The sequence below is a fragment of the Formosa sp. S-31 genome (assembly GCF_051172795.1).
Lineage (GTDB): Bacteria > Bacteroidota > Bacteroidia > Flavobacteriales > Flavobacteriaceae > Formosa.
On the sequence record NZ_JAENDK010000008.1, the window covers coordinates 232,507 to 254,546 of the forward strand.

General features: G+C 37.8%; 18 protein-coding genes, 1 tRNA gene and 1 pseudogene. 13 read left to right on the forward strand and 7 right to left on the reverse strand.

The annotated features are described in order from the left end of the window. The first annotated feature begins 1 nt into the window (after position 1). The 10 genes from I3217_RS10635 to I3217_RS10680 all read left to right on the forward strand — a co-directional run bounded on the left by I3217_RS10635 (position 2) and on the right by I3217_RS10680 (position 10,311). Positions 2–2,857 (forward strand): alpha-amylase family glycosyl hydrolase, encoded by a 2,856-nt coding sequence (locus I3217_RS10635; protein WP_435049740.1) that lies wholly within the window; start codon positions 2–4, stop codon positions 2,855–2,857. Between the two features lie 366 nt (positions 2,858–3,223). After that, a complete protein-coding gene (locus tag I3217_RS10640; RefSeq protein ID WP_435049741.1) occupies positions 3,224–4,063 on the forward strand; it encodes a hypothetical protein in 840 nt (279 codons plus the stop codon). Positions 4,064–4,241: 178 nt separating this feature from the next. Beyond that, positions 4,242–4,628: a hypothetical protein gene (locus I3217_RS10645; protein ID WP_435049742.1), complete on the forward strand. Its 387-nt coding sequence runs from the start codon at positions 4,242–4,244 to the stop codon at positions 4,626–4,628. A gap of 25 nt (positions 4,629–4,653) precedes the next feature. Next, a complete protein-coding gene (locus tag I3217_RS10650; protein ID WP_435049743.1) occupies positions 4,654–5,493 on the forward strand; it encodes a helix-turn-helix transcriptional regulator in 840 nt (279 codons plus the stop codon). 96 nt (positions 5,494–5,589) lie between these two features. After that, the gene (locus I3217_RS10655) at positions 5,590–6,120 is read left to right on the forward strand and encodes a YceI family protein (protein WP_435049744.1); all 531 of its coding nucleotides are present in this window, start codon (positions 5,590–5,592) and stop codon (positions 6,118–6,120) included. Between the two features lie 15 nt (positions 6,121–6,135). Then, positions 6,136–7,026: a 4,5-DOPA dioxygenase extradiol gene (gene ygiD, locus I3217_RS10660; RefSeq protein WP_435049745.1), complete on the forward strand. Its 891-nt coding sequence runs from the start codon at positions 6,136–6,138 to the stop codon at positions 7,024–7,026. Positions 7,027–7,066: 40 nt separating this feature from the next. Continuing rightward, complete coding sequence (locus tag I3217_RS10665) at positions 7,067–7,639, forward strand: YceI family protein (protein ID WP_435049746.1); 573 nt, start codon at positions 7,067–7,069, stop codon at positions 7,637–7,639. 182 nt (positions 7,640–7,821) lie between these two features. Continuing rightward, positions 7,822–8,937, forward strand: coding sequence for a DUF2914 domain-containing protein (locus I3217_RS10670; RefSeq protein WP_435049747.1), 1,116 nt, complete (start codon positions 7,822–7,824; stop codon positions 8,935–8,937). Between the two features lie 112 nt (positions 8,938–9,049). After that, entirely contained in the window at positions 9,050–9,820 is a 771-nt protein-coding gene (locus I3217_RS10675; protein ID WP_435049748.1) for a threonine/serine ThrE exporter family protein, read from the forward strand. Positions 9,821–9,822: 2 nt separating this feature from the next. Further along, entirely contained in the window at positions 9,823–10,311 is a 489-nt protein-coding gene (locus I3217_RS10680; RefSeq protein WP_435049749.1) for a threonine/serine exporter family protein, read from the forward strand. A gap of 305 nt (positions 10,312–10,616) precedes the next feature. Here I3217_RS10680 and katG read toward each other — a convergent pair whose 3' ends face one another. The 3 genes and pseudogenes from katG to I3217_RS10695 all read right to left on the reverse strand — a co-directional run bounded on the left by katG (position 10,617) and on the right by I3217_RS10695 (position 13,543). Then, on the reverse strand, positions 10,617–12,839 hold the full coding sequence (gene katG, locus I3217_RS10685; RefSeq protein ID WP_435049750.1) for a catalase/peroxidase HPI: 2,223 nt from the start codon (positions 12,837–12,839) through the stop codon (positions 10,617–10,619). Between the two features lie 350 nt (positions 12,840–13,189). After that, positions 13,190–13,333: pseudogene (locus I3217_RS10690) on the reverse strand (T9SS type A sorting domain-containing protein); the annotation flags it as partial. Between the two features lie 128 nt (positions 13,334–13,461). Continuing rightward, positions 13,462–13,543 (reverse strand) — tRNA-Leu (locus tag I3217_RS10695). 101 nt (positions 13,544–13,644) lie between these two features. Between I3217_RS10695 and I3217_RS10700 the strand changes: the two genes are divergently transcribed. Both I3217_RS10700 and I3217_RS10705 read left to right on the forward strand, forming a co-directional pair. Continuing rightward, complete coding sequence (locus I3217_RS10700) at positions 13,645–15,033, forward strand: dipeptidase (RefSeq protein WP_435049751.1); 1,389 nt, start codon at positions 13,645–13,647, stop codon at positions 15,031–15,033. 124 nt (positions 15,034–15,157) lie between these two features. Beyond that, positions 15,158–16,018, forward strand: coding sequence for a DMT family transporter (locus I3217_RS10705; protein WP_435049752.1), 861 nt, complete (start codon positions 15,158–15,160; stop codon positions 16,016–16,018). A gap of 11 nt (positions 16,019–16,029) precedes the next feature. Here I3217_RS10705 and I3217_RS10710 read toward each other — a convergent pair whose 3' ends face one another. Continuing rightward, entirely contained in the window at positions 16,030–17,400 is a 1,371-nt protein-coding gene (locus tag I3217_RS10710) for a M28 family peptidase (RefSeq protein ID WP_435049753.1), read from the reverse strand. 233 nt (positions 17,401–17,633) lie between these two features. On the opposite strand from I3217_RS10710, the gene I3217_RS10715 reads away from it, so the two are divergent. After that, a complete protein-coding gene (locus tag I3217_RS10715) occupies positions 17,634–18,734 on the forward strand; it encodes a DUF4407 domain-containing protein (RefSeq protein WP_435049754.1) in 1,101 nt (366 codons plus the stop codon). 52 nt (positions 18,735–18,786) lie between these two features. Here I3217_RS10715 and I3217_RS10720 read toward each other — a convergent pair whose 3' ends face one another. The 3 genes from I3217_RS10720 to I3217_RS10730 all read right to left on the reverse strand — a co-directional run bounded on the left by I3217_RS10720 (position 18,787) and on the right by I3217_RS10730 (position 22,040). After that, complete coding sequence (locus I3217_RS10720; RefSeq protein ID WP_435049755.1) at positions 18,787–19,365, reverse strand: PhnA domain-containing protein; 579 nt, start codon at positions 19,363–19,365, stop codon at positions 18,787–18,789. Between the two features lie 148 nt (positions 19,366–19,513). Next, complete coding sequence (locus I3217_RS10725; RefSeq protein ID WP_435049756.1) at positions 19,514–20,740, reverse strand: M24 family metallopeptidase; 1,227 nt, start codon at positions 20,738–20,740, stop codon at positions 19,514–19,516. 1 nt (position 20,741) lies between these two features. Next, complete coding sequence (locus I3217_RS10730; RefSeq protein ID WP_435049757.1) at positions 20,742–22,040, reverse strand: aminopeptidase P N-terminal domain-containing protein; 1,299 nt, start codon at positions 22,038–22,040, stop codon at positions 20,742–20,744.

Here is a 22,040-nt window from a genome sequence, read left to right on the forward strand (position 1 = left end):
TATGAAAAAAATTTTACTCTTTCTATTACCACTAATAACCCTAAATAGCCTTGCTCAGGTTTCTATAGAACCCGAAACCTTTACCTCCGAAGAATCCATAACCATTACTGTTGACATAAACAGCACGGCTACCAACTGCAATTCCATTTCCAATCCTTCTAAAGTGTACATGCATTCTGGCATTGGCGACGACTCGAATGCCTGGGGATATAATGTCGTAGGGAACTGGGGACAAGACGATGGTGTCGGGGCAATGACCAGTAATGGAGACGGCACCTGGAGTATCACTATAACCCCTAAAACCTATTATAATTTAAGCGATGCACAGGCAACATCTGCAACAAAAATGGGCATGGTATTCCGAAATGCTGCAGGAAATCAGGAATTAAAAGCAACAGGGTGCAGCGATTTCTTTATCAACGTCGGGAAATTTCAGGTAACGCTGAGTGCTCCCGGAGAAAACAGCACCACCATTTTAACGTCTGGTGGCAGTCTTCAAATTTCTGCCTCAAATACCAGCGGTACAGCCAACTATACCTTAACTGCAAATGGCACGGAAATAAACTCAAAAACCGGAATAAGCAATTACGCATTTACCCATAGTAACTTGACCGAAAATCAGCAATATACCCTAACGGTTTCTCAAGGAGACAATACAATTACAAAATCTTTTGCTGCACTCGTAAATCCGGAAACGATTTCACAATCTATGCCTTCTGGTTTAGAAAACGGCATAAATTACAACCCTTCGCAACCGACAACTGCTACTTTGGTTTTGGACGCACCTTATAAGGATTTTGTTTATGTGGCCGGGAGTTTTAACAACTGGTCCCCAACTGCTTCGTATGCCATGAAAAAAGATCCGGATTCAGGTAAATTCTGGTTAGAACTTACGGGGCTGACACCTCAGAACATAGAAACGTATCAGTATTGGGTAGTTGATGAAACTCCAATAGCAAATTCACCTGTTTTAGTAAAAACAGCCGATCCGTTTTCAACTTTAGTGCTATCACCTTTTGATGATCCTTATATCCCTGAAAACAGCTATCCCAATTTACCAGCTTATCCAGAGGGACAGGAACGCGAAGTAACAGTACTCCAAACAGAACAAACAGTCTACAACTGGCAGGTAAACGAATTTGAAAAACCTAAAAAAGAAGATCTGATTATTTATGAAGTCCTGATTCGTGATTTTGATGCCAACAGAAATTTTCAGGATGTAATAGACAAAATAGATTATTTCAAAAATTTAAATGTTAACGCCATCGAATTAATGCCTGTTATGGAATTTGAAGGCAACGAAAGCTGGGGCTACAATACAGCCTTCCATATGGCTTTAGATAAATTTTATGGCACCGAAAACAAACTAAAGGAACTTGTTGATGTGTGTCACCAAAACGGCATTGCTGTTATTCTCGATCTTGCACTAAACCATGCCTATGGCAGAAACCCAATGGTACGCATGTGGATGAACGATGCCGATAATGATGGCTGGGGAGACCCAAGTAGTGAAAATCCATATTTTAACCAAACAGCCAAACACAGTTATAGCGTCGGGATGGATTTTAACCACCAGCAATCCAGAACCCAGTATTATACAGAACGTGTTATACAACATTGGATTTCTGAATTTAAAATTGATGGATTCCGCTGGGACTTAACCAAAGGTTTTACTCAAAACTGTACCGCCGGCGACGACTCCTGTACCAATGCCTACCAGCAGGATCGTGTAGATATTTTAAAACAATACGCCGATTATTCCTGGAATCTGGACGCCACACATTATGTTATTTTTGAACATTTAGGGCAAGACAACGAAGAGCAACAATGGGCTAATTATAAAACCAGTGAAGGTAAAGGCATTATGATGTGGGGAAAAATGACAGATCCTTACAACCAGTTAACTATGGGATATTCCGATAATTCCAACATAAACAGAATGGGCTATAAATCTCACGGGTTCGATTCGAAACGTTTAGTCGGTTATGCCGAAAGCCACGACGAGGAACGCTTAATGTTTAAAAACCTGCAATACGGTGCATCGTCTACAAATTATAACGTGAAAGATTTAAACACTGCATTACAGCGCATGGAAGCATTAGGGGCAGTAAGTTTAACCATTCCCGGACCAAAAATGATCTGGCATTTTGGAGATTTAGGCATGGAGAACTCTATTAATATGTGTACCGATGGTTCGTACTCGCCTGACGTTGATTGTAAACTGGCTACAAAACCACAACCGCAATGGACTAACAACTGGTTAACTACAGAAAGCAGAAGAGCCATTTACGATACCTGGTCCAGATTAAATGCTTTAAAAATTAACGAAGCCGTTTTTGAAGGCGATTACACCATTACTTCTGGCAGCTTAACACCACGAATTTATATTTTCGACAATAGTATTCCTGAAACCCAACTTAATCAGGTTATTATTGTTGCTAATTTTAATACGACGACAAGTACAGTAAATCCGGAATTTCCAACCAGCGGAACCTGGTACGATTTAATGGATGACACTGGAAACACCACCATTCAGGCTACCGAAACGCTGACTCTGGCACCTGGTACTTTTAAAATATACGGGAACCAGATAGCAAAATCACTGGGGGTTTCTGAAACCGAATTAAGAGAAAACTTACAGTTAATTCCTAATCCGGCGCATACCTCCTTTACAATAAACAAGGAGATCTCAAGCGTAAAGATTTACGACATTACAGGTAAACTAATGCAAGTATTTAAAGGCCAGTTTAAAGCAGGGCAATATTTCGATATTTCAAATCTGCCTTCAAGTTTATATCTTGTAGCTATAACGAACAATACGGGGATAACCCAAACCATTAAATTAGTTAAAAACTAATTTCACATTTATAACTTATTTTTTTAAAGCTTCAGAATTCCCTCTGAAGCTTTTTTTATATAACTAAAAGAGATAAAAAAGTGAGTCTAAAAAGAAATACTCACTACCCTATTTTTTAATTTACAGATTAAAAAATCAAAATCGAAGCACGCCTAAAACAATAAATTTTATCAAAAAAACGTTTGAACTGCATTTTTATTGAAAATAATTCAAAATTATACTAAATCATACCTTTTTTTTTAATAACTTCATAATAGAATTCAAATTAAAGGTTTAAAATATCACTTAATTTTTAATACAAAAAACCCTAAAAATTAATATCTTAGGTAAACCGAATATTTAATCAATTTAGAAAAATAACCCATTATGAAAACAAACAAAAATGTATTATGTCTTATACTGTTATTTACAAGCCTTTTTTCATATGCACAAGGCACAGCTTACGATTTAAAAGACATTGTAGACATGAGAGGAAGCTCTTCTGAAAGAGTATTGGAAGACCGTGGTTACCACTTAGAAAAAGTAGACAAATCTTCTGCCGGTATTTATCAACAATGGTGGAATAGCAGAAAAGATCAGTGCGTTACAGTAAGACTGGAAGACGGCAAGGTACGTTCTGTTGTTAAAGCACCGGATTTAGATTGTGGCAAAGGCAGCTCAAGTTCACACTCTTCTTCCCGTTATGACGATGATTTAGATTTATCAGACTTCAGAGGCATGTCTGAAGTCAGAGCCTCTACTAAATTACAAGACAAAGGATACAGAGTTAAAAAACAATATGGATCTTCCTTAATATCTACATACTGGTATAAAGAAAGAAATGACAAATGCCTTTTAATGTTGATTAAAAATGACGAAGTATCCTCACTAACAAAAGTATCGTCCAAATTATGCGATGGAGATTCAAACTATATTAGTCACAGTAGCGGAAATAGAAGTCACTCAAATCGCGGAGTAACACTTTATAAAAAGTGCGATTTTCTAGGTGATAGCAAGACTTTAGAAGTTGGCAGATATAACGACAACGAACTTGGTATTGGAAATGATAAATTATCTTCAATAGAAGTTCCAAGAGGTTACAAAATAACATTGTATAAACAAGCTAATTTCGAAGGAACAAGCAGAACTTATTACGAAGATGAAAGATGCTTAGATAAGGATGAATTTAATAATAATGTATCTAGTGTTAAAGTCTCCAGAGATTAAACCTAAAATTCAAAAAAACAAGATGTTAAAACGGTTGAACGAATAAGTCCAACCGTTTTTTATGCTTAAAAAATATTCTCCATTAACCATTATATAATTTGCAAATATTTATACTGCCTTAATCTACTACAATTAGTACAATTCAAAAAAACCGTAAATTGCATATAAAACCAGTAAAATGAAGAAACTAGCCTTACTATTAACACTACTGTTCTGCTTTTCCTGCAGCACCTCCGATGACAATGACACTGAAACCTCCCAGTCCTTTAATCCGCCAGAATGGATTCAGGGTGAATGGGAATTACCCGAAACCGATCTTACAGGCTTAAAATTCACCAACGATAATTTCTGTACTATCATTAACGGTACCGAAGCCTGCTTTAAATCAGTTGTAGATGCCTCGGAAGGTGTCATTACTGTAAATGAAAGCATATCGACTACCGAATATAAAGTCACTATAGATTACGTTACCGAAGAAAAAACCTTTCACTACAAAAAGAAATCGGACACCGAAATCGCTATGATGATTCTAAATCTGGAAACAGCCATTTATGTAAAAAAGTAAAAAACCGATAATTTACACCTGAAATATGGACAGCCTTTTTCAAATATTTAAGGTAGACACAGCCGAAGCTGAAAACATTTTAAATGCCCCTAACGAACCGCATAAACATGACTACGAAGAGCTCATGATTGGTGCAAAAGGTGCCATTGAGCATTTTATAGATTTCAACTCTGTAACCACTTTAGCTCCTTTTATAAGTTTCGTAACCAAAGGCAAGGTACACAGAGTATTTCCTAAAGTAAACAATAAGGAATGTGACATCTGGGTTTTACGCTTTAAAAGTGAATTTATTCCCGAAACCACATTTCAGCTCTATTCCCTTTACCATAATCAGGCTAATTTAAAACTTCAGGAAGGACGATGCTTTCAGCGCTTAATAACCTTATGCGAACTGATTTTTGATGAACAACAGCAGAAAACACCTAACTACGCCATAATTAAACAACTGTTAAGTTCATTATTTACTATGATTGAAGGTGAACGCGTAAAATTATACTCCAGTCAAGACGACAACAACCTGCATAAAACCCAACACATTTCCTTTAAAAACTTCCTGTCTATACTTGAAGAAAACTACCACAGACCTTTGGGTGTAGAATTTTATGCTGAAAAACTCTTTATGTCCTCCAGAAACCTTAACTTAATATGCCAGAACATTTTAGAACAAAGTGTTTCCGAAATTATAGAAACGCGAAAGCTTACTGAGGCAAAAAACCTGTTAATCAGTACGAATAAAACCATTTCAGAAATTGCCTACGAGTTGGGCTATAATGAAAACTCTTATTTTTCTAATGTGTTTAAAAAAAAGGCGGGACAATCGCCTTCAGAGTTCAGAGAAGACATGAAAAACCTGCTCATTTCCTAAATCTACAACTCTATTACCGAATAGTATAAGGGTTCTTCTGTGTAATGCTCGCATCTTTGCAGTGTAACTATTTAATAACTTAAAAAACAAAATATTATGAGTACTACAACATGGATTATAGACCCGGCACACAGCGAAATTACATTTAAAGTAAAACATTTAATGATTTCCAGCGTAAAAGGAGAATTCAGAACATTTACAGGAGAAATACACGGAGTAGACTTTACCACAGCAACAGTTTCTGCTAATGTAGAAGCCGACTCTGTTTTTACTAATAATTCCGACAGAGACACTCATTTAAAAAGTGCCGATTTTTTTGATACCGAAACCTATAAAGACATTAGTTTTAAAAGCACTGGTCTGACTAAAAAAGGGGACGACGAGTACACCTTATCTGGCTTACTAACTATAAAAGAAACCACTAAAGCCATAGATCTGGCTCTGGAATACGGCGGACAAATGAAAGACCCTTATGGGAATTTAAAAGCCGGTTTTTCAATTTCTGGTAAATTAAACAGAAAAGACTGGGGCTTAAACTGGAATGCTGCTTTAGAAGCCGGAGGCGTAATGGTTAGCGACGAAGTAAAAATTGCAGGTGAATTACAATTTGTTAAACAGACCTCATAATCTGTTTACAATATTATGAAAAGAACTGATTTCTTAAAGGCTTTAGCCGTTTTACCAACATTACATTCCCCTATGACATTACAAGCTTTACACAATATGTCTTCCAGCCTGAAAAACACCAGCAAAATGCCTGTGTTATTCCTGGGTCACGGAAGTCCGATGAATGCCATTGAAGATAATGAATTTGTGTCCTCCTTTAAAAAACTGGGAACCGAACTGGAACGTCCTAAAGCCATTCTTTGTATCTCTGCCCACTGGGAAACCAATGGTACTTATGTCACGGCCATGAGCCACCCAAAAACCATTCATGATTTTGGAGGATTTCCGCAGGCCTTGTTCGACGTGGAATATCCTGCACCCGGCAGTCCGGAACTGGCATTGGAGACAAAAGAACTCATAAGTACTACGGAAGTAGGATTAGATCATAAATGGGGGCTGGACCACGGGTCTTGGAGTGTCATTAAACACCTATATCCAAAAGCAGATATTCCCGTAATACAAATGAGCATAGACTATTCTAAACCTGCACTATACCATTACGATTTAGCAAAACAACTGGCACAGTTAAGACATAAAGGCGTACTTATTGTAGGAAGTGGAAACATTATTCACAACTTAAGACTGGTAGCCTGGAATAAATTAAATGCGCCTTATGCTTTTGACTGGGCACTGGAAGCTCGTGAAAAAATTAATCAGAGTATTTTAAACCACGATCATAAAACCCTTATCAATTACGAAGCTCAGGGGCATGCATTTAAATTATCCATTCCTACACCAGAACATTATTACCCCTTACTTTACGCCTTAGCTTTACAGGATGACAAGGACGACATCAGTTTATTTAACGATCAACCTGTAGGAGGATCATTAAGTATGACTTCGGTAAAAATATCAGCATTAAGCTAATGCAACACAAAAACACTTTAATCACCTAAAAACAAAAATTATGAAACAAGTTTTATTACTAGCGTGTATTGCCCTAAGTACTATGGCATTTACAAATCTTAAGGATTCCTGGACCAACGACGATCCACATACGCATTTAGGTTTTACCGTTACGCATTTGGGTATAAATGATGTTAGTGGAACCTTTAATGATGTAGACATAACACTGGAAGCCAGTAAAGCAGACTTTAGTGATGCTTCTTTTACTTTAGTAGCCAAAACAGCATCTATAGATACCGAAGTGGATGCCAGAAACACACATTTAAAAAGTGCCGATTTCCTTAATGTTGAAACTTATCCAACATTGAATTTTAAGAGCAATAAAATGACTAAAATAAAAGGAGATTTCTATAAATTAACGGGCAATCTCACAATGCATGGTGTAACCAAACCTGTCACCCTGGAATTAAAATTCAGAGGCACAACTGTTAACCCTATGAACCAGAAAGAAACATCAGGTTTTCAGGTTACCGGAACACTTAAAAGATCAGATTTTGGTATAGGTCCAAAATTCACTGAGGCTATTATCAGCGACGTTGTTCGCCTGAAAGCAGATGCTGAATTTGTAAAGTAAACCGAGATAAAATCCAACACAAAGACAGGATACTTATATTCCTGTCTTTTTTATTTTCAAGAAAACGGAATAAATATGACATATCTAACAGAAATCTCACCAGCCAAAAACAAAATATAATAAATTTTAAAGCCCTGTTAAACTTTTAGATAATAACTATATTTACCCTATTCCATTAGGGTATGAAAAGCACTATAGTAAAGATAAAGAACAGCGCCTTTAGCCAATACATAGAAAAACATCAAAAATATGCACCGATATTCTTTTTCATCGGTGGATTTATTTTTGACACGCTGACTTTAGGACGCATAGACAGAACTTACGATTTAACAGTACTTTGCCTGCATATGACCGCGCTTAGCATTACGTTGTATTTATACAATCTGGCGGATGATGGCAAATGGAAAAACACCTTTATTCATCAGTTTGAATCCTATTTCCCTCTTGCTATTCAATTTTTCTTCGGAGGCTTATCAAGCGCCTATGTTATTTACTTTTCAAGAAGTGTATCGCTGTCCAAAACAGCCGCGTTTTTTATAATACTGGTCGGCTTATTTTTAGCAAATGAATTCCTGAAAAAACGGATTTCAAACAAGTACCTGCAATTCAGTATCTATTTTTTCATCAATTTCACCTTTTTTGTGTTTATGATTCCTGTCTTCACAAAACTGATGAGCACTAAAATTTTCATAATTTCCGGACTGGTAAGTTTATGCTGTACTCTTAGTCTAATTTTTATCATTTATGCACGAAGTCCCAGTACCAGATTAGAAATACATTTAGGAAGATTAATAAGTTTAATTCTTAGTATCTACGCCTTTATTAATATCTTTTACTATTTCAATCTTATCCCTCCGGTTCCTCTGGCACTTCAAACCGGTTTGGTCGCACATAAAGTTGTCAAAACAAATAACGACTATTACGTGACATACGAACGTGATGATTCATTTTTATTCTGGAGAGATCACAGGACAGAATTTATCTACCTGCCTAATGAACCTGTATACGTTTACGCCTCCATATTTGCCCCTACGGCCTTAGAAAAAGGGGTTATGCACCGCTGGGAGTGGTATAATACCAAAACCAATACCTGGGAAGTTAAAGACACCATTCCTTATGCCATAACCGGTGGCCGAAATGAAGGCTATCGCGGTTACACATACAAAAACAACATGCTCCCGGGAAAATGGCGCGTAGAAGTACTTACTGAAGAAGAATTATTACTTGGTGTTATCGATTTTGAAATTATTCAAGACCCAAATCTTAAACCGAAACGATTAACCGAGAAGATTTTTTAGTTGCCAGTATTCATAAATATTATCCTTTTTTTTTATTTGATACCCTAAAAAGAATTGGTAATTTAACTGTGTTTTTTAAGTGGCAGAATTTTAAAAATTCAACAATAACACAATGAATACGCCCAACAACACAAGCATCTCTAAGGCAACCGATTGCCTTTTAAAAGTAGGTGCTCTCCTTATGGGAGCCGGCGCCAGCACCAATCGCATTAAATTAACTTTAGACCGATATGCTGAGGCTTTGGGTTACGAATGCGAGCTTCTGGTAACGCATCGCACCGTTTTTATTCTAGTCAGAGACCTCGAACACCAAACACAGTTAAATTCATTTACTAAAACCCCTCCACATGGTGCCAATTTCTATCTAGTTTCCGGGATTAGTAAATTAGGCTGGAGACTAACTCAAGAACAGCTTAGCATAGAAGACATTAACACGAAACTGGAAACTCTGCAACACAAACCACGTTATACTCTATTTACTACAATAACTTTAGTAAGTCTTGCCGATGCTGCCTTTTGCCGATTATTCGGCGCAGAATATTTCGATATGCTAATAGCCTTTGTAGCTACAGCTCTTGCCTTTTTAGTAAAACATTATGCTACCAGCTTAAGGTTTAATCCATACCTAACTGTTTCCTTTGCCTCGTTTACCGCCTGCTTAATTACTGGGGCGGCCATACATTTTGGCATTGGCACACATCCCGAACTTGCTTTTAACACCGCTGTATTATTTTTAATTCCGGGAATTCCTTTAATAAACTCTTTTACAGACCTGATAGAAGGTTTTACTTCCAACGGTATTGTAAGAGGTACTCATGCCATGCTTATTGCATTTTCTATTGCCCTGGGCATGATTGCAACCATGTATCTTTATAATTTTTAATTATGGATGTATTATACTATTTAGAAATGGCCTTATGGCTGGCAGTGGCTGCCATAGGATTTGGTATTTTATTTAATGTGCCAAAACGAACAATTGCTACCATTGCATTGCTGGCTGCCATTGGCGGTTCCTGCAAACTCATTCTGATGCATTTTGGCGTTCACATTGTATTTGCATCTTTAGTGGGTGCGAGTATTATTGGTTTCTTGAGTATTCAGGCAGCACACGGTAAGCATGCACCTCCTCTTGTGTTCTCAATTCCCGCTGTAATTCCTATGGTTCCAGGTGCCTTTGCATACCGTTCCATGCTTGGATTTATACGACTAACCGGAGACATTAACTCCACTACTTACGAGGTTGCTCTTGATGAAACCATTAATAACGGACTTAAAGCCGCATTTATAGTACTTGCCTTAACCGCTGGTGTTTCACTTCCGATGTTAATAACCAGAAAAAATTCTGCAAAACACTTAAAATACACAAAACCTTAACTACAAGCTAGTTGCCACATAATTCATGAAATTATTAATCCCTTTACGGAATACCGTAAAATTCAACTAAATAAAACCTATAATATTGCAGTGTCCGGATGACATACGGGAGAATGCATCTGAACAAACATTGATGTTGATTAATGTTAACAGAACAACCTACCTACACTGTTCTGTAATCTTATTTTGGGCCTCGATTTAAGATAAAAACCTTGCAGCTTGCTGCGAGGTTTTTTTGTATTGAACTTAACAGCATAAAAAAAGAGGACCTTAAGTCCTCTTTAAATTATTATATCATTAAATGATTAAGCTTTCAAATCGAAGCGATCTAAATTCATCACTTTAGTCCAGGCCGCCACGAAATCTTCGACAAACTTCGCTTTAGAATCCTCGCAAGCATAGACTTCTGCTAACGCTCTTAATTCCGAATTTGAACCAAAAATAAGATCAGCTCTGGAAGCCGTCCATTTTAAGGCTCCTGTATTTCGACATTTTCCTTCGAACAACTCATCATTAGACCCTGATATTTTATTCCAAACGGTATCCATGGTCAATAAATTCACAAAGAAATCATTGCTTAAAGTCCCCGGTTTATCTGTAAACACGCCTTGACTAGAGCCATCCCAATTAGTATTAAGAACTCTTAGGCCTCCTACCAGAACCGTTAGCTCAGGAGCTGTTAAAGTTAATAACTGCGCCTTATCTACTAATAAAGCTTCTGTTGAAATATCGAATGCTGTATGTCTGTAATTTCTAAATCCGTCAGCATATGGTTCCAGATACTCAAAAGCCTCCACATCTGTTTGCTCCTGCGATGCATCCATTCTACCCGGTGTAAACGGTACTGCTACACTATATCCACCTTTTTCTGCAGCTAATTCCACCGCAGCACCACCTGCCAATACAATTAAATCGGCTAACGATATTTTCTTATTGCCTGCATTAAATTCACTTTGAATACCTTCTAATACACCTAATACTTTTTGTAGTTGCGCCGGATTATTCACTTTCCAGTCCTTTTGAGGTGCCAAACGGATACGAGCGCCATTAGCTCCTCCACGTTTATCTGAACCTCTGAATGTTGAAGCTGAAGCCCAGGCCGTAGACACCAACTCCGAAATACTTAGTCCGGAATCTAAAATCTTTCCTTTTAGCATAGCAACATCTTCCGCAGTTACCAGTTCGTGATCTACTGCCGGAATCGGGTCCTGCCATAACAATTCTTCTTGTGGAACTTCAGGCCCTAGATATCGGGATATTGGTCCCATATCACGATGTGTTAACTTATACCAGGCTCGTGCAAAGGCATCGGCAAACGCATCCGGATTTTCATAAAATCGTCTGGATATTTTTTCATACTCCGGATCGAAACGCAAAGACAAATCTGTCGTTAACATTGTTGGCATGATTTTTTTAGTAGCATCAAAAGCATCAGGAACGCATGGCTCTACATCTTTCGCTACCCATTGTTTTGCTCCCGCCGGACTTTTGGTTAGTTCCCATTCGTAACCAAATAAATTTTCAAAGAAATAGTTACTCCATTGTGTTGGAGTTTGCGACCAGGTCACTTCCGGTCCACCGGTAATGGCATGAGTTCCAACTCCTGTCTTAAAACTGTTTTTCCAGCCAAACCCCTGCTCTTCTATTGGAGCTGCTTCCGGTTCCGGCCCAACATATTCTCCCGGATCGGCTGCCCCGTGAGTTTTCCCAAAGCTATGCCCCCCTGCAATTAAAGCCACGGTTTCCTCATCGTTCATGGCCATACGCTTAAAGGTTTCTCTAATATCTTTTGCGGCAGAAATCGGATCACCATTTCCGTCCGGCCCTTCAGGATCTACATAAATCAATCCCATAACTACTGCCGCCAACGGATCTTCCAGATCGCGTTCTCCCGAATAACGTTTATCCTCTAACCAGCTTGTTTCCGACCCCCAGTATACATCTTCTTCAGGTTCCCAGACATCCTCTCGACCACCTGCAAAACCAAAGGTTTTAAAACCCATCGATTCTAAAGCCACATTCCCTGAAAGCACAAATAAATCGGCCCAAGAAATCTTATTACCATATTTTTGTTTTATCGGCCATAACAAACGTCTTGCTTTATCCAGACTGGCATTATCAGGCCAGCTGTTTAAAGGGGCATAACGCTGTTGTCCTGCACCGGCTCCCCCTCTACCATCTCCTATTCTATACGTTCCTGCACTATGCCAGGCCAGTCGAATAAACAATCCGCCATAATGCCCGAAATCTGCCGGCCACCAATCCTGTGAATCTGTCATTAAATCATTTAAATCCTTTTTTAATGCTTCATAATCTAAAGACTTAAAAGCTTCCGCATAATTAAAATCTTTCCCCATCGGATTCGACAATTCCGAGTTTTGCCTCAGTATATTAACCTTTAAACGATTGGGCCACCAATCCTGATTACGAGTACCTCCTCCTGCGGCTTGTTTAGGTGCGCCACCCGAAAAAGGGCATTTGCTTTGTCCGTTAGTCTTCTGTGCATCTGAATGATTTAGATTTTCCATGGATATTTGATTTTAATTTGTAATAAAGTTAACTGATTTTAAACAACATAAGCTTACTTTTTAATTCATATTGTTTATTCAGAAATAATGAAAAATTATAGGTTTAAGTTCATATTCAGGATCGCTAGCTGTATAAATTTAACATTTTTATCCCAATTTATATGCCACAATAATTCAGTTAACAAAACATTAATAATCCTGTTTATTACAGTTTTAAAAGTCTGTGAAAATGAGGCTGAAACTGGAGTTTTATTTTTGAATCACTAACACGCATTGAAACAGCTTGGTACGACAAAAATAAAGGGTCTGCATATGCAGACCCTTTCACTAAGATTTATTTTTATTTAAAATTAGTAAGTAATTAATTTAACAGATTTTTGACCTTCTGCAGACTTCACCGTAGCAATATAAACTCCAGTTCTGAATTCAAAATTCATATCTCTGGAAACTTCCATTGTTTTTACCAATTGCCCTGTAATACTGTAGATATTTAGATTATATTTTAGGCTAGCATACTAGATAAGCGAGACTTTACATCTAACAGCAACCTACCCTAAGCCCAGATCTTATACTTTTAAGCATAAAAAAAGCCGACTTAAATAAGTCGGCTTTTCCCTTGTTGTGCGGGCGGAGAGACTCGAACTCTCACACCTTGCGGCACTAGATCCTAAGTCTAGCGTGTCTACCAATTCCACCACGCCCGCGATAGGGTGTGCAAATATATAAATTAGTTTTAATATTCAAACACTAGTTCAAAAAAAATTAATCATCTTTTGTATTTTTGTTGAAAATTCAATCTTTCCTCATGAAAAACATCACAAGTTATATCGAAGAAAACAAAGATAAATTTCTAAATGAACTCATAGAGCTTCTTAAAATTCCTTCCATTAGCGCAGACTCTGCCTATAAAAAGGATGTTTTACTTACAGCCGACATGGTTAAAACCCGATTGGAAGAAGCGGGCTGCGATAGTGTTGAAATTTGCGAAACCGATGGTAACCCTATAGTTTATGGCGAAAAAATAATTGACAAGGCCTTACCTACAGTTCTGGTTTACGGTCATTACGATGTACAACCAGCAGACCCTATGGAACTTTGGGATTCACCACCTTTCGAACCGGTTATTAAAACTACCGAGCTACACCCTGAAGGTGCTATTTTTGCCAGAGGTGCCTGCGACGACAAAGGACAAATGTACATGCACGTTAAGGCTCTGGAGTATATGACCTCGACAAACCAACTTCCTTGTAACGTAAAGTTTATGATAGAAGGCGAAGAAGAAGTTGGAAGTATAAACCTTGCCTCCTTTGTTAAAAACAACCACGAGAAATTAAAAAATGACATCATTTTAATTTCAGATACAGGAATGATCGCCAAAGATGTTCCTTCTATAACCACAGGATTAAGAGGTCTTAGTTATGTAGAAGTCGAAGTTTCCGGACCAAACCGCGATTTACACTCCGGACTTTATGGCGGAGCAGTAGCGAACCCTATTAATGTTTTAAGTAAAATGATTGCTTCGCTGCACGACGAAAACAACCATATTACCATTCCTGGCTTTTACGATAAGGTAGAGGAGCTTTCTAAAGAAGAACGTGCAGAAATGGCTAAAGCACCTTTTAACCTGGAGGCATACAAAAAATCATTAAATATAAAGAATGTTTACGGCGAAAACGGATACACCACTAATGAGCGCAATTCAATCCGTCCGACTTTAGACGTAAACGGAATCTGGGGAGGTTACATTGGAGAAGGCGCAAAAACCGTAATTGCCAGTAAAGCCTTTGCTAAGATTTCTATGCGTCTGGTACCAAATCAGGACTGGAAAGAGATTACCGAATTATTCCAGAACCATTTTGAAAGTATCGCCCCGGAAGCTGTTACCGTAAAAGTAAAACCGCATCACGGTGGGCAAGGTTATGTTACCCCTATAGACAATATTGGATATCAGGCGGCTGCAATGGCCTATGAAGATACTTTCGGAAAAGCTCCTATACCACAACGTGGTGGCGGCAGTATTCCTATTGTTGCTCTTTTTGAAGAGGAATTACAAAGTAAAACCATTTTAATGGGCTTTGGTCTGGATAGTGATGCCATTCACTCACCAAACGAACATTACGGTATCTGGAATTACCTAAAAGGTATTGAAACCATACCAATGTTTTACAAACATTTTTCAGAATTATCTAAATAAGAATTTAGGTGTTTCCCCTTTTGGTCTTCACAGATCTAAAAGGGGCTGCGCCTTATAGTAAAATCTTTTGCTTTTCTCAAAAGGATTGTCTCTTTAGTCCCCAACACGAAGTCAATAAAAAGCCATGAAAAACCAGCATTTCAACCATTTATTACAACTTACTTTAGCCACATTTTTTGTAAGTACTTCGGGCGCTTTGGGTAGATATATTGATTTACCAACACCTGTAGTTATCTGGTGGCGTTCATTCTTAGGAGCCATATTCCTGTTCGGATTCTGCTACTACAAAAAATACAATCTGAAAGTAAAATCTAAAAAAGATGCAATTACTATAATTTCCAGCGCCGTACCATTTGGCGCGCACTGGATTACCTATTTTTATGCGCTTAAATTATCGAATGTCGCCATAGGCATGCTCTCCCTGTTTACTTTTCCCATATTTACAGCCTTACTAGAGCCTCTGTTTATTAAAACAAAATTCGACCCGATGTACATCCTTTTGGGGTTTATGGTATTAACAGGCATTTATATTCTGGCTCCTGAATTCGATCTGGAAAGCACGCATACACAAGGCATACTATTCGGATTTGTTTCGGCACTATGTTACGCGCTCAGAAATATTCTTTCTAAAAAACTTACAGCTCATTACAATGGTACAACGGTAATGTTTTATCAAATAACACTATTATCCGTTTTTCTGGCCCCCGCTTTAATCCTTTTAGACACTTCAGCAATACGCACAGAATATCCATACGTTATTATCCTGGCTTTAGTCACCACGGCTATCGGACACACTATGCTTGTAAACAGCCTAAAACACTTCTCTGTAAGTACAACCAGTATTATTAACAGCACGCAACCCATTTTCGGAATCATCATTGCTTATTTCTTTCTAAATGAAGTACCGGCCTTAAACACTTTTATTGGAGGCGGTTTAATTCTTGCTACTGTTCTTATTGAAAGTTTCAGATCAAAAAGCGTATAGTTAACCCCTGTTTACTCTTTTACTACTTTAAAGACACCGCTTTTAGATTTCGATTTCAATTGTAAAAAATACATACCAGACTGCAGATTTGACAATGGTAATTCCGTTTTCTTTTCTTCAGCTACCCCAGTTAACACAACTTTACCAGAACAATCGTATAGAATAAAACTTGCATTTTTACAAACTGTACACTCCAATGTTAAAGTTTCCTGTATTGGATTAGGATACAGATACAATTCATTTTCATCAAATTGAGTTACCCCCAGAGAAGTAATCTCATAGCAATCACTATACTCTACACAGGAACCAGATGTTATTTCTACTTTATAACTCCCGTTTACCGTTGGCAAAAATATTCTGGATTGAGCACCATCTACTACAGTATTGGTTTCGCAGTTATACCATTGATACGTTGCCTCTTCCTGAATTGCCGTTAAACTGTTCCCCGTAAGCGTTACCGCATTAGAAACAGACTGTAATCCAGCTTTAGTAGCTATATAAGCCAAAGACAATTTGGTAATTTCATGAAAATACTGTTGATTAAACAAAGACACCCGATCACGCTCGGAATGGTATTCCGGATGCTCATCTTCTTCAGACCAGGCCTCTCCAACCAAAACAGCCGGATACCCCTGATTCCAAAAACTGGAATGATCGCTCAATTCTGTTCCCGGAATTACAGTATTAGCATTCAACTTAAAGGAATAAGAATTTAAAACGGTCATTATATCATTCCGCATACCTTGTGACCCCTCATCAGCTTGCCTGACATCAATATCAAAACTCTGATCTTTATCTCCATCATAGGCTATCATATCCAGGTTATAAACACCTAAAATATCGGTATTTGCTACTTTAGCTTGTTTAGCATAGTATTTAGACCCCACCAGACCAATCTCTTCTTCATCCCAGAATGCATACACGATAGTATTATCTGTACACTGGCTACTCAACACACGGGCCACTTCCAGAACGGCAGCTACTCCACTCGCATTATCATCGGCACAATAATTCGTAACAGCATCGTAATGCGCACAAATTAAATAGATCTTTTCCGGGTTGGTTTTTCCAAACTGTGTTGCAATAATATTTCGTCGACCAGCCACATCGTCTATTAATTGTGTTTCCACCGTTAGGTTTGGTCTTTTTTTAAGTGTTTCCACCAGATAATCTGCAGCCAAATCGTTTTTACTAAACACCCTGTTTAAAATGGTTACCTGATTACCTGCTACCGAGACAGGATGTTCTCCTGAAAATATTCGTGTTGTAAACATTAAAGAATCTAAACTTACAGTGTTTATTAAATCGGTAACAGACTGACTAAAACTTACAGACACCATTAAAAGCCCCATTAGAAGACTTAATTGTAATTTCTTTTTCATGCTTTTTTTACTCGAAAATCAAGATTTAAATACTCCGAAACTCAGGTCGAAGATTCCTATTCAAATATAAGTTATAAAACGGGTTTCAGCGGAGAATAAGTAAGATTATTCCAACATAGACCCTAAAACAAAAACACCTTTAAAACACTGTATAACAATTATTTTAAATAAAAATCTGTAACATTTTACAAAAAATTGCGTTCTAATAAGACTCATCAATCAAATCAATCATTATGTTAAAAACATTCTTCATTCTTTGCTCCGGAGCCGATCAGACCATTTTGAACAGTTGCAGCAATGGCGAACAAAACAAATATGCCGGAATTGGAGCTACAGTATTTTTCACTGCATTAATGGCAAGCATAGCAGCCGGATTTGCTCTTCATACTGTATTTAGCACATTATACATTGCAATAATTTTCGCTATAATCTGGGGGCTTCTAATATTTAATTTAGATCGTTTTATAGTTTCCACCTTAAAAAAAAGAAATAGTTTTTTAGACGAGTTTCTTCAAGTTATTCCCAGACTTGTTTTAGCCTTTATTATTGCTGTCGTAATATCGAAACCTTTAGAACTTAAGATATTTGAAAAGGAAATTAATCAGGTGCTGTTAGAGCAAAAAAACGACTTAACTCTGGTAAACCAAAACCAGATAGCAACACAATTTAATCCCGAAATTGAATCCTTACAAAACAAAATTTCGGACTTAAAAACAGAAATAAGCAATAAAGAAGCCGACGTTGAATCGTTATACAATACTTACATTTCTGAAGCCGAAGGCACTGCTGGCACAAAAAAACTGGGTAAAGGCCCCGTGTATAAAGAAAAAAGAGAAAAACACGATGCCGCCTTACGGGATCTTACAAACCTTAAAACTTTAAACAACACTAAAATTACTGACCTGGAACACCAAATAAGCCAGTTAAAAACTTCGTATCAAAATCAGGTTAACAACTCGCAACCTATAATAGATAACTTTGGCGGCCTAATGGCTCGGGTAAATGCCTTGAATACCCTCCCTTGGTTACCTTCTTTTTTTATATTTCTTTTATTCCTATGCATCGAAACAGCACCTATTTTTTCCAAATTATTATCTCCAAAAGGAGAATACGATTTTAAGCTGGAAGACGAGGAAACTGCTATACAAGCCTGGGTATCGCAACAGGTAAACCAGCGTCAGCTAATTGTAGACACCGATGCTACTGTTAACAACAAAGTTTATAACGACATTAGTGAAGAAGACGAATTATACCAATATAAAAAGAAAAAAGCTCGTGAATTGATGCAAATTCAGGCAGATGCCTTTTACCAAAAACAAAAGCGATTTTTGTAACAAAAAAGGCCTTCTTTATAAGAAGGCCTAAATATTTTCTTTTACTTAAAAACTACGTTTTCTTTACATATTTGGTTATTATAACAATTTGCTGACCATCTACTTTACCCTCAATATATTCAGCATTTTCATGATCTAAGCGAATGTTTCTAACGGCTGTTCCCTGTTTGGCGACCATACTGGAACCTTTTACTTTTAGATCTTTAATCAGCACTACATTATCTCCGGTTTCTAAAACGACACCATTAGAATCGCGATGAATAATTTTTGCACTTTCATCCTGATCCTCACCTGTAGCTCGCGCTAAAGCCAGGGCTTCATCGTCTAAATACATCATATCCAATAAATCCTGCGGCCAACCTTCCTTTCTTAATCGCTGCAGCATACGCCAGGCCATAATCTGCACCGCTACATACTCGCTCCACATACTGTCGTTTAAACATCTCCAGTGATTTGTATCCATGTTATCCGGATTTTCAATCTGATCTAAACAGGTTTTACAAACCAGAACACTATTATCTACATTCTCATTTAAAGATGGAGGAATTAAATATTGCTTCAACTGTTCTTTGCTTCCACATAACTCGCAACTTGAATTACTGCGTTCCTGTAAGGTTTGTAATACACTCATGGTTTTTGATTTTTAGTATCACAAAAATACACCGAAATACCAAGGCCTACAAGCCTGGCTTAAGTTTAAGGGTATAAAAATTAAACCCTAAAAAAAATGGCATTAAAGTCACACCTTTAACGCCATTTTTCTTTCACTTTTTAAACTATCAGCTTTCCTTAGAAATCCCAAACGGATCTTCTATACGATAAGCCGGTTCTGTAAACCATTTCGGGCCGTTTTCTGTCATGTAAATATGATCTTCCAAACGAATTCCAAAGGCATTAGGTACTACTAGCATTGGTTCGTTACTAAAGCACATTCCTGGCTCTAAAACAGTTTCATCTGTTCGCACTAAATAGGGCCATTCATGAATATCCAACCCAATACCATGCCCTGTTCTGTGCGGTAAACCCGGTAATTTATAATCCGGTCCCAAACCATTTTTTTCTAAAACTTCACGTACAGCCACATCTATACTACCACAGGTTTCTCCTAATTGAGCCGCCTGAAACGCAGCAAACTGAGCTTCGCGTTCTAAATTCCATATGCGACGCTGCTCATCTGTTATATCTCCAAAAACATAAGTTCGTGTTATATCTGAAATGTAATCGTGTAACATACAGCCCGTATCTACCAGTACGACATCATTTTCTTCCAAAGGTTTTGGCTGTTTTACTCCATGAGGAAAAGACGTATCCACGCCAAATAACACGATACAAAAATATGAACCTGTAGGTATTCCATAGCGCTTATGCGCTTCATGAATAAAATCGACTACAGTCTGCGCCGCTATTCCAGGCTTTAAAATTCGGGCTACAGCTTTATGCACTTCCATAGTAATATCCATAGCAGCCTGCATAATGGCAATCTCCGCTTTAGATTTTACCATACGACAACCAGCTGTAATTGGTTTCGCATTTACTAACTGATATGTAGACTGAATGTTTAAAATACCATCAACGATAAAAAACGGTGTTGCTTCGTCTACAGCAATCTTACCATTAGTAATACCATGTTGTTTTAACACCGTAACAAGTAACTCAAACGGACTCTCATGTTCTTCCCAGCCATGAACCGGACCTTCATACTCCATAAAATCCAGAATGGTACCTTCTTCAAACTGAGGCGCTATGTAATGTACCGAACCATCAGGCAACACCAAGGCTCCAACCATACGTTCGCTGGAATGCCATCTGGTACCTGTAAAATAATACAGGTTAGTCCCTGCATGTAAATACAGTGCCGAAACACCTTCTTGTTTCATAAATTGCAATGCCCGCTGAATACGTTCCGGAAAAACTTCTCCGGATACCGGAGACACCAAATGCGCTTTGGGTTGTATTGCCGCCAGTTCTGCTTCTATTGTAGAGCCTCCTATTCCTAATGTCATCATACTAATCCTGATTTTGCATTAAAGCTTCAATGTCTTCAATTTCAATTGGCATATCCGCGGTTAAATTTCTATTCCCATTTTCGGTAAGCACATAATCGTTTTCTAAACGGCATCCAATCCCCTCTTCCGGAATATAAATACCAGGCTCACAAGTTAACACCATACCAACTTCAAACGGTCTGGAATACAAGCCCACATCATGAACATCTAAACCTATATGATGTGCCGAACCATGCATGTAATACTTTTTATACAATGGCTTTTTTGGATTTTGTTTTGCTACATCTACCTCCTTTAACAACCCTAATTTAATAAGTTCAGCTTCTACCAGATCTCCCATTTGCTTTTCATAATCTGCAGATAATACGCCTGGTTTTAATAATTTACTCCCTTCTTTTAAACAATGTAATACCGAAGCATACACCGCTTTCTGGCGCTCTGAAAATTTACCATTCACGGGAAAACAACGCGTAGTATCACTGTTATAATTAGCGTAACACACCCCAAAATCCATAAGAACCATATCGCCATCCTTACAAATCGCATCGTTGGCATTATAATGCAAGGCACAGGCATTCTTACCAGAAGCTACTATAGGCTTAAACGCATGACGCGTAGCACCTGACTTGGTTAAATTATATACCAGTTCGGCTTCCAGTTCATATTCTTTTAGCCCTGGTTTTGCAGTTTTTAATACACGCTTAAAACTCTCCACGCTAATATCTGCTGCCTGTTGCATTAAATCGAGTTCGATTTGGGATTTTACCGGACGTAAATCCCGGGTAATTTTGGCTACACGGTGTAAATCGTGCAAAGGATATTTTTCTTTCACCCACAAAATCATACGATCCTGTTGGGTTTGCTGACTGTGAGTTAGGCGCTTAATATGTTCGTTGTGCCCCAGATAAATACCATCGGCTTCAAATGCCACTAACTGTAATATTTTCTCAAAATCCTGCACCCATTCTACACGTTCTATACCCGAAATATCAGTAGCCTGTTCTTTCGTTAATTTTTCACCATCCCAGATTTTAATATGTTCTGATGTTTCTTTAACAAAAAGAATTGCTCTGTTTTCAGGTTTAACAGCCTGAGGATACAGCACAAGTATAGTATCTTCCTGATCAATTCCGGAAAGATAAAACAGATCGTTATTCTGGGTAAAGCCCATCATATCGTCTGCATTATTATGTTTAATATCGTTTGATGTTAAAATGGCCAAAGTATTCTTTTCCATTTGTTCGGCAAAACGACTTCTGTTTGCTATAAAAAGCGAATTTGAAATTTGTTTATATCGCAT